Annotated in this window: 7 protein-coding genes; all 7 read right to left on the reverse strand. The window is 59.5% G+C overall.

What is annotated here, in order from left to right:
- The coding region (locus U5771_RS34245; RefSeq protein ID WP_322028042.1) for a GMC family oxidoreductase at window positions 1-1,529 on the reverse strand (1,529 nt) is incomplete at its 3' end.
- Window positions 1,530-1,649: 120 nt separating this feature from the next.
- The gene (locus U5771_RS34250; RefSeq protein ID WP_322028043.1) at window positions 1,650-2,462 is read right to left on the reverse strand and encodes an ABC transporter permease; all 813 of its coding nucleotides are present in this window, start codon (window positions 2,460-2,462) and stop codon (window positions 1,650-1,652) included.
- A 4-nt stretch (window positions 2,463-2,466) separates the two neighbouring features.
- A complete protein-coding gene (locus tag U5771_RS34255) occupies window positions 2,467-3,729 on the reverse strand; it encodes an ABC transporter permease (RefSeq protein WP_321783077.1) in 1,263 nt (420 codons plus the stop codon).
- A 17-nt stretch (window positions 3,730-3,746) separates the two neighbouring features.
- Complete coding sequence (locus U5771_RS34260; RefSeq protein WP_321783079.1) at window positions 3,747-4,784, reverse strand: polyamine ABC transporter substrate-binding protein; 1,038 nt, start codon at window positions 4,782-4,784, stop codon at window positions 3,747-3,749.
- Between the two features lie 34 nt (window positions 4,785-4,818).
- Window positions 4,819-5,913: an ABC transporter ATP-binding protein gene (locus tag U5771_RS34265; RefSeq protein WP_322028044.1), complete on the reverse strand. Its 1,095-nt coding sequence runs from the start codon at window positions 5,911-5,913 to the stop codon at window positions 4,819-4,821.
- 179 nt (window positions 5,914-6,092) lie between these two features.
- Window positions 6,093-8,591, reverse strand: coding sequence for a CoA transferase (locus U5771_RS34270; protein ID WP_322028045.1), 2,499 nt, complete (start codon window positions 8,589-8,591; stop codon window positions 6,093-6,095).
- Between the two features lie 264 nt (window positions 8,592-8,855).
- The coding region (locus U5771_RS34275; protein WP_322028046.1) for a LysR substrate-binding domain-containing protein at window positions 8,856-9,224 on the reverse strand (369 nt) is incomplete at its 5' end.

A 9,224-nucleotide genomic window follows, 5' to 3' on the forward strand; every position in this document is an offset into this window, starting at 1 on the left:
CGCACGCGAAGCCGGGAATCGACGACCGAGCCCGGATCGTCCGCCCTTCCCATCCGGCAGGTTCCAACCGGATGAAAGATGGTTGTTCCGACGTTGCCGGCTGCATACTGCAACTCCTCCTCAGTCTGGAACTGAGTGCCGGGCAGTATTTCCTGCGGGCGAAACCGCTCGAGCGCGGGTGCCGCAACAATGCGCCGGGTCAGCCGCAGCGCGTTGGCCGCGACGTGGCGGTCTTCCTCCGTCGACAGATAGTTGGGCGCAATACTCGGTGCCATTAGCGGATCATTCGACATGATGTGCACGCTACCCCGCGACGACGGCCGCAATTGACAAACGGACGCCGTAAACGCGTCGAACGGATGCAGCGGTTCGCCGAACCGTTCGAGCGACAGCGGCTGTACATGGTACTGGACGTCGGGGCGCGTCAGCGTCTTATCGTTCGGGTCCGACTTCGCAAACACGCCGAGCTGCGACGGCGCCATCGCCATCGGCCCGCTTCTGAACAGTCCATACTCGAGACCGATCATCAGCTTGCCCCACCAGTGAGCACTGAGCGTGTTCAAGGTCCGCACACCTTCAACCTTGAATGCCATGCGCAATTGCAGATGATCCTGCAGATTCTCGCCGACGCCGCGCAGATCCTCCACCACCTCGATTCCAAGCTTCGCCAGACGATCGGCATTTCCGATTCCCGACAATTCCAGCAATTGCGGAGAATTGACCGCGCCGGCACACAGGATCACTTCACGCTTTGCCTTGGCAATGCGCGATTCGCCGCCGAGACGAAACTCGATTCCGGTGCAGCGCTTGTTCTCGAACAGGAGTCGTCGGGTTTGCGCGTTCGTCAGAATCGTCAGGTTCCCCCGCTTCGCCGCGGGTCGAAGATAACCTTTCGATGCATTCCAGCGAATGCCGTGCTTCTGATTGACGTCGAAATATCCGACGCCGGTGTTGTCGCCGCGATTGAAATCGTCCGTTGCGGGTATGCCGGTCTGCTCAGCGGCTTGCGCGAACGTTTCGAGAATGTCCCATTTCAGTCGCTGCTTTTCTACGCGCCACGGGCCGCCGGCGCCATGAGAATCGCTTGCACCGCCGTGATAGTCCTCGCTCTTCTTGAACGTTTCGAGCACCGAGTCCCATCGCCAGGACGAATCGCCCGTCATTCGCGCCCATCCGTCGTAATCCTCTCGCTGACCGCGCATGTAGATCATGCCGTTGATCGACGAGCATCCACCCAGAACCCGGCCTCTCGGATAGGACAGCGCCCTGCCGTTTAATCCCGCCTCGTCACGGGTCTTGTAACGCCAGTCGGTCCGTGCGTTTCCGATGCAATAGAGATACCCCACCGGAATGTGAATCCAGTGGTAGTTGTCCTTCCCGCCCGCCTCGATCAGCAGCACGGATACGTCATCGTCCTCGCTCAAGCGATTCGCGACCGCGCAGCCAGCCGTACCTGCTCCGACCACGATATAGTCGAACTCGCCAACCGATTGCGTCAAGCGGGCTTCGTTGATCTCTCCTGCCGACATCTTGCCTCCTGGATTATTTGCATGACATCTGCGCGTCGTTCCGGACACTTGCCTCCACCAGGGCAAATCCGATCATCACCGGCGCAGGCAACGTCAGGTCAACACCTGCCTCGCGACGGATCAGGAACGCAACCATTCCATGGTGATCAGCAGCAGACTTGAGAAGACGATGAAAATGGACGCGAGCGCAGCGACCGTGGGCGTAATGTTTTCGCGAATCCCGATGAACATCTGAAGCGGAAGCGTTCCCTGCGTCGGACCGGCGATGAACATCGTTATCACGACGTCGTCCAGCGACGTAGCGAACGCAAACAGCGCGCCGGAAATCACCCCTGGGGCAATGATCGGCAACGTAACGGCAAAAAATGTTCGTACCGGCGATGCCCCAAGGCTCAGGCTGGCTCGCACATAGTTCTGGTTGAAGCCGGCAAGCGTCGCATTGACCGTGACCACGACGAACGGCGCGGCGATCACCGTATGCCCGAATATCAGTCCGGTATACGTTCCGGCCAGTCCCCATCGTGCAAACAGTAGGTACATCCCGACGCCGGTGACGATGACCGGGACGATCATCGGCGAGATCAGGATGGCGACCAGCAAACCCTTGCCCCTGAACGACGCCTTGTTCAATCCCAATGCCGCCAGCGTTCCGAGGACGGTCGCAACAATCGTCGCGATCGGCGTCACGATGAAGCTGTTTGCGCCGGCGCGCGCCCAGTCCGTGGACGTGAACAGATTGTGATACCACCTGAACGAGAATCCGTGTATCGGATAGACGAGAAATGAGTTCTCGTTGAACGAAAGCGGAATGATCGCCAGGATCGGCAAAATCAAAAACAGTAGCACCACGACGTTTGCCGATCGCAATGCGTAATGCCATACGATCTCCGGCGTCGACATGTAGGGCGCGAAACGCGGCACGTGATTTTTCATGATGCTAAGCCACCTTGATTTCCGAACCGACGATCCTTCGATAGAGCGCGAAGAGCACCAGCGTCACCAGGAGAAGGACCGCACCGAGCGCGCAGGCCATCCCCCAATTCAGGGCCACGTTGGTAAAATACGCGATGTAGTAACTGACCATCTGGTCGCCGGCGCCACCGAGCAGCGCCGGGGTGATGTAGTAGCCCAGCGAGGTAATGAATACCAGCAACCCGCCCGCGCCGACACCGGGAAGCGTCTGCGGCACGTAGACTTTCCAGAATGCCCCGAAAGGATGACTGCCGAGAGAAATGGCCGCTTTCGTGTAGCTCGAAGGAATCGACTTCATCACGCTGTAGAGCGGCAGGATCATGAATGGCAGCAAGATGTGCGTCATCGCGATCAACACCCCCGTCCGGTTGAACAGGAGCGACAGGGGCGTCGAAATCACCTGCAGCGCCATCAACGCCTTGTTGACGAGGCCCGCCCCCTGGAGAATGACGATCCACGCCGAGATCCGCACGAGAATCGACGTCCAGAACGGCAGAAGCACCAGGATCATGACGAGATTCGCCTTTCGAGCTGGCAGAATCGAGATCCAGTAAGCGAGCGGATAACCCAGCACCAGCGCCGCAAGCGTCACAAGCCCGCTGATCACGAAGGTCCGCATGAACACCGCACGGTATGCGGACGCGCCGTTCTCGACCGGCACGATGTGGCCGTCCGAGTCCTCACGATAGTCGATCGTGGCAAGGAGATACTGGCTCGTGTAACGGGACGATACGCTGGCGATCGCCTGCCAGTAGCGCGTATCGGCCCAGCGTGGGTCGACTTCGATCAGGCGCCTTTGCATATCCTGCGCAGATATCGCCGCATCGTCATCGGTGAAAGGAAGCGCGCTGGTCGTCTTGTAAAACAACGACCGGAACCCATCCTTCAGGCCGTTCAGCCGACCGGCCGCGGTACCGGTATCGTTGTCTCCACCATTGCTCTCCACGTCGAGCACCAGTGCACGGTAGGCCTCGGCAGGAACGGGTGACTTGCCATCCCAGTGGCGCAATGCCGAGGTCGTCTTCGGCAATGCATCGACCACCTCGGGACTCTGGACCGATCGAGAAATCATCGATGCGACCGGCATCACGAACACAAGCAGGATGAACAGAACGAGGGGCGCCACCAGTCCTAACGCCACTACCTCCTTTCGAAACTGAACGGCTCGCAGCGACCGCTTGAGCTGGCGTGTATCCCAGCCCTGTTGCCGAGAAGTTATGGTGCTCATGCTTCTTCCCCCGGTCGTTACTTCGCGGCCCAAGCCGTAAAGCGCTGCTCCAGTGCGTCGCCGTGGTCCGTCCAGAACTCGACACTGTTGGGAATGGCGGTTTTGCCATTCTTCGCTGAATTGGGAAGCGCTGCCTGTGTTGCCGCATCGAGCATTTTCAGCGCTGCTTTGTTGGTCGGACCATACGGAATCTTCTGCGCGAACGCGACTTGTGCCTGGGGCTTGAGCACATACGAGATGTATTTTTCGGCCGCTTCCTTGTTCTTCGAGCCCTTCGGAATGACGAAGAAATCGAGTTCGTAAATACTCTGATCCCACGCAATACCGAGATTCTTGTTTCCTTCACGCACTGCCGCGTCGACGCGACCGTTATATGCGGTCGACATCGCGACGTCACCCGCAATCAGGAATTGCGGAGGCTGCGCGCCAGCCTCCCACCACTGGATGTAGGGCTTGAGTTCGTCCATCTTCTTGAACGCGCGTTCGACACCCGCGGACGTGCCGAGCACCGTGTAGACGTCCTTCGGCGTCACTCCGTCAGCCATCAGCGCGAACTCCAGGTTATAACGAGCCTCCTTCTTCAATCCCCGCTTTCCCGGAAATTTCTTGACGTCCCAGAAGTCTTTCCAGCCTTGCGGCGCGCCCTTGGTCAGCGTGGGGTTGTATGCGAGCACGGTCGACCACACGAACGTGCCGGCTGCGCAAGGTGTGGCAGCTCCGGCCATCAGGTCGCTCTTGTTGGCGATTTTGGACCAGTCGAGTTTCTCGAAGAGACCATCCTGGCATCCGCGACCGACGTCCGCCGCTTCCACCTCCAAGACATCCCAGGTGACATTTCTGGCTTCGACCATCGCTTTGACCTTGGCCATGTCACCCGTGTACTGGATGGCATTCGTCGCTATGCCGCTTTCCTTCGCGAACGGGTCCACCCACGCCGCCTTTTGGGCATTGCCGGCCGCGCCACCATAGTTGACGGTCGTGAGACCATCGGCGAAAGCTGTCACCGACAGAGACGCGAGCAGCGCGGCGCAAATCATTTTCGAATTCGATTTCATTGTCTCCTCCTACTGAGTGATAAAAACTAAACAGTCAGCTCAAGATCTTCAGGTGGTCCTCCCGGAACGACAGCGCAATCCGGTTTCCCTGACGAACGTGCGACCGCCAATCGTGTTCGAGGGGAACCTTGACGAAGCACTCGGCTTGCCCCGGGCCACGGCAACGCAGTCGGACGTGGTCGCCGAAATAAATTGCGTCGAGCGTTTCGGTGTCGATGACATTGCCCTCGTTGGCCGCGAACGTCGATTCGACGGAGAGCCGTTCCGGTCGGATAACCGCCGTCGCCTGGTTGCCGACGTCAACGGACGCCACATTCAGTGCGCGCACCGTCGTCCCGTCTGCGAGCCGAAGTTGGCAACGGTCGCCGTTCCTTGCAACGACCGTGCCGCTCATCCGATTGTTGTCGCCGATGAAATTCGCGACGAAGAGATTCGTCGGTGATTCGTACAAGCGATCCACGGTATCGAGCTGCTGAATCACGCCCTGGTCGAACACGGCAACACGATCGGACATCGTGAGTGCTTCACTCTGGTCATGCGTGACGTAGACGAAAGTCAGCCCGAGCTCTTCGTGAAGCGCCTTCAGCTCGAGCTGCATGTGTTCGCGCAATTGTTTGTCGAGCGCGCCGAGGGGTTCGTCCATCAGCACGAGCCGAGGGTTGAATACGAGTGCTCGTGCCAGCGCAACGCGCTGCTGCTGACCGCCGGACAGCTGGCTGGGCATCCGTTTGCTCAGCTTATGCATGCCGACCATGTCGAGCGCTCGCTTGACCCTTGCCTCTCGTTCAGCGGGCGGCATTTTCCGAACCTTGAGCGGGTATTCCAGATTCTGCGCGACCGTAAGATGAGGAAAGAGCGCGTAGTTCTGGAACACCATCCCGATATTGCGTTTATGTGGCGGGATCCGATTCAGCAACTGGCCATCGAGCCAGATCTCGCCATCGGTGGGATACTCGAATCCTGCGAGCATCATCAGACAGGTCGTCTTTCCTGAGCCGGATGGGCCGAGTAAAGTCAGGAATTCGCCCTTTTGGATATCAAGATTGAGATCCTTGACGACTAACGTTTCGCCGTCGTAGGTTTTTTTGACGTGACGAAAGCTCACAAGAGCCTGGGTCGGATCGTGCATGGCTGTCTCCAATGTAAGAATATTCACATCCCGCCGTAGCCTTGCGCACGTCGGCTGTGTGTCGCGTTAATTCATCCGGCGAACCACCGGCACGACTGTCTCGTCGCCGCGACGTTCGCTTTGCACCACGCTTCATGCGGGAATGCTCGACTCGTCGCGCGACTCGACAAGACACGCAACTAGCTGGGCAAATACTCTTCGGACCAGCTATCTCCGATCGCATGTCGGGCAATCAGTATCTCGATCTCGGCATCGCTGTATCCGAACTCGCGCAGGACGGTGTACGTCGATGCGCCGAATTTTTCAGCCGGTGCCAATGCGCGAATCCGGGCATGGCGCGGACGAATCGCGAAAGGATCGAGCTGCGTGACGCATCGACCGCTAGGATGATTCGCGTAGACGCTGAACGAGTAGCTGCCGTTGTCGATACCGGGACGATCGTCGCAAGGCCGGCTGTTGTGCCGGCGCAGATTGACGATGTTGTCCGGCACCGCCGCCGCGATATTGGCGGCCTGCAACCTGATCTGCCAAGACGCGGCGGACGCGGTACCAAACGCGGACGCGAGGAATGCAGCCGGATCCTTGGCTGCCGCAATTCCGGCCAGACCTTCTACTCGATCCAATTCGTTTAACTCACTTTCGCTGGTGTCCACATAGATCCAGTCGTCCGCGGCCCGGAAGAATCGAGACATCGCGCCGTAGCCGCTCACCTCGCGACCAGACGGCTCGTCGAATGGTGGGCGATTCGCATAGTCATACGCGAACGGAATCTGTACCAGATTGCCGAGTGCCGACAAGGAGGTTCTCGCGCGCCCGACCTCGCCTGTTTTCGCCTTGCGGTAAAGCGCGGCAGCCACACCTAGCGCAGCCGCGAATCCGCACATGACATCGATCGTTCCGACATGCGCATGTTCCTCCGGCGTCTCCATGCCGCCGCCGAATCGCACCATGATTCCGGTGCACGCCTGGATCAGATCGTCGTAGCCAAGGTAGTCGGTCCGCGGCCCGCGTCGAGGACCGCCGAAGCAGTCGAGCTGGCAGAAGATCACGCCGGGATTGATGGAACGGAGGCTCGCCTCGTCCAGCCCCAGCGGCTCAAGCTGACGATCCGGGGCATTCATGACGATCACATCGACAGACCGGGCGAGTCGAGCGAACACCTCGCGTCCATCCGGATGGTTCAGATCGACGAGCACGCTCCGCTTCCCACGCGCCGACGACATCCCGAAGACCACGGTGTTCCACGGATCATAATTCGGCACGACGGGGTCGAGTTTGATGACATCGGCACCAAAACGGCCGAGAAACGACGCCGAATGGGGTCCGGCAATCACGTTCGTCAGGTCGAGCACACGCACCCCGTCGAGCCACCCCTGTGTTGGTGCCCCCGACGGAGCCGGCAGTTCAGTACGCTCCTGCTCATCCAGAATGGCTAACGCATCCCGGAAGGTCACCGGATGGCGGGACGCCGGTGAGAGCATGGATTCGGCACAGTCTTCAAGCCACGCGACCGGCCCGGGCTGTTTCATCACACCGTATTCGAAATCGTCGACATTCACGACCAGGCCGGCAGTATTCGCGTGGCCGTCATGCAGCCACTCCCGCGTGGTCCGGTGTGCCGCTCCAGGGAAACCTCCTTCACCGAAAATCTTTTCCCACTCGGCGGCTGTTTTCGTACGAAAGACTTCCTTCATACGCGCGGAAATGCGCTTCGCCCACTCTTCAGGTAACGGATAAACCCCTAGCGACGCGTTCCCTTCCCATTCGTGAATCGGCAGGTACGGATCATCGACCCGTGGCAAACCGGCCTCCAGCATTTCCTCGTACAGTCCCATCGCCTGCAGACAGCGGCGTGCGTGCGAGCGATGTGACGGGCATACCGTATAAAACTTGCGACCGTCGGCGCACTCGTAGGTCCGGTAGAACGGATCCAGATATTCCTGCAGCGCTTCGTACGACAGATCCATCGGTAGATTGTTGGAGCGCCGCCGCTCGATTTCCTTTTCGCGCAGGGTCTTGTATCGCTCGGGGTAGTTCTCGATATGGATCGAGTTGTAGGAGAGCCCCTCCATCACAGCCGACGCCAGCGGGACCTCGATTTCATCTCCCATGCCGGTGCGCTGCCGTGCCTGCAACGCAAGCCCAACAGCCGAGACGGCCAGCATGGTGCCGTAGGCAGACGCGAGCGGCAACGGCGAGAAACTCGGGTTGATGCCCATCAGCACGCGGTTCTGCCCCATGTCCGTAAAAACGCCCGAAGCCGCCGCGATGATCGGCTCGAACGCGCGCCATTCGCGACGTAACTGGTCGTTGCTGGCAAAGCCGGGCATCGAGAGCGTGATTAGCTCCGGGCGTGCTTCGCGCAACTTCGCGAAATCAAGACCCAGCCGCGCCATCACGCCCGGCCGGAAGTTCTCGATGACAACATCCGCGCGGCGGATCAGATCCTTGGCTTCTTCCAGGCCTCTGTCGGTCTTCAGATCGATCTGCAGGCAATGCTTGCCGCGGTTGAGCACCGCATTGGCCGGGCTATCCCAAAGCGGCCCGGCTGGAGGATCGACGTGAATGACGGTCGCACCAAGATCCGCGAGGATCATCGCGACGGCTGGCCCCGCAATGTACTGGCCGAAATCGATGACTTTCACACCGCTGAACGGCAATTGATTGCTCTTTCCCATAATCCGCCGAGTCGCCTCCAGACTGGCCGCATCGCGCGACCGTCGATCATCATGTTGTGGACAATCCCCGTCACCGCCGGCCGGCCGCGTCGAGTCGCGGTTGGATGCCGGTCAAACGGGATGGAAGCAACTTTCGGTGAGAAGCCGTGGCCGGTAAAGCAATAAAAAAAACGGGGATGGGTATGTTTTTTTTATGAGTCGAGCAGATGATGGGCAGGTCGGAGATCACGTCCCGGCAACCGGACTCGCATACCACATGCGAGATCAGAATCTCGCGTGTGCCCCCTGAACCTGTGCAGTGAGCCATTCGACGAACGCAGCCGCATGAGGATTGACGATGCTGTGCGGGGAATAGACGAGGTAGAACGCCTCACTGGTTGGAAGGCGCGGTTTCAGTGGCGCGATCAACTGGCCGGAGATCAGCATGTGCTCGACGAGGGACGACCTTGCGAGCGCAACGCCCTGACCGAGTTCAGCCGCCTTCAGGGCCGAAATCAGCGTGTCGAATTGCATTCCCTTCGAAGAATCGACCTTCGATGCGCCCGCTTTTTTGAGCCAGTATCCCCAACCTTCCTCGTAGCCGAGCACATGGAGAAGTTCGAAACGCGCGAGGTCCTTCGGCACCGAAAGCGG

This window comes from Burkholderia sp. BCC1977, from assembly GCF_905339595.1.
Lineage (GTDB): Bacteria > Pseudomonadota > Gammaproteobacteria > Burkholderiales > Burkholderiaceae > Burkholderia.

What these genes read in the sequence shown, in the direction of transcription:
- U5771_RS34250 (WP_322028043.1), bottom strand. Translation starts at nt 2,462, where the DNA reads ATGAAAAATCACGTGCCGCGTTTCGCGCCCTACATGTCGACGCCGGAG.
- U5771_RS34255 (WP_321783077.1), bottom strand. Translation starts at nt 3,729, where the DNA reads ATGAGCACCATAACTTCTCGGCAACAGGGCTGGGATACACGCCAGCTC.
- U5771_RS34260 (WP_321783079.1), bottom strand. Translation starts at nt 4,784, where the DNA reads ATGAAATCGAATTCGAAAATGATTTGCGCCGCGCTGCTCGCGTCTCTG.
- U5771_RS34265 (WP_322028044.1), bottom strand. Translation starts at nt 5,913, where the DNA reads ATGCACGATCCGACCCAGGCTCTTGTGAGCTTTCGTCACGTCAAAAAA.
- U5771_RS34270 (WP_322028045.1), bottom strand. Translation starts at nt 8,591, where the DNA reads ATGGGAAAGAGCAATCAATTGCCGTTCAGCGGTGTGAAAGTCATCGAT.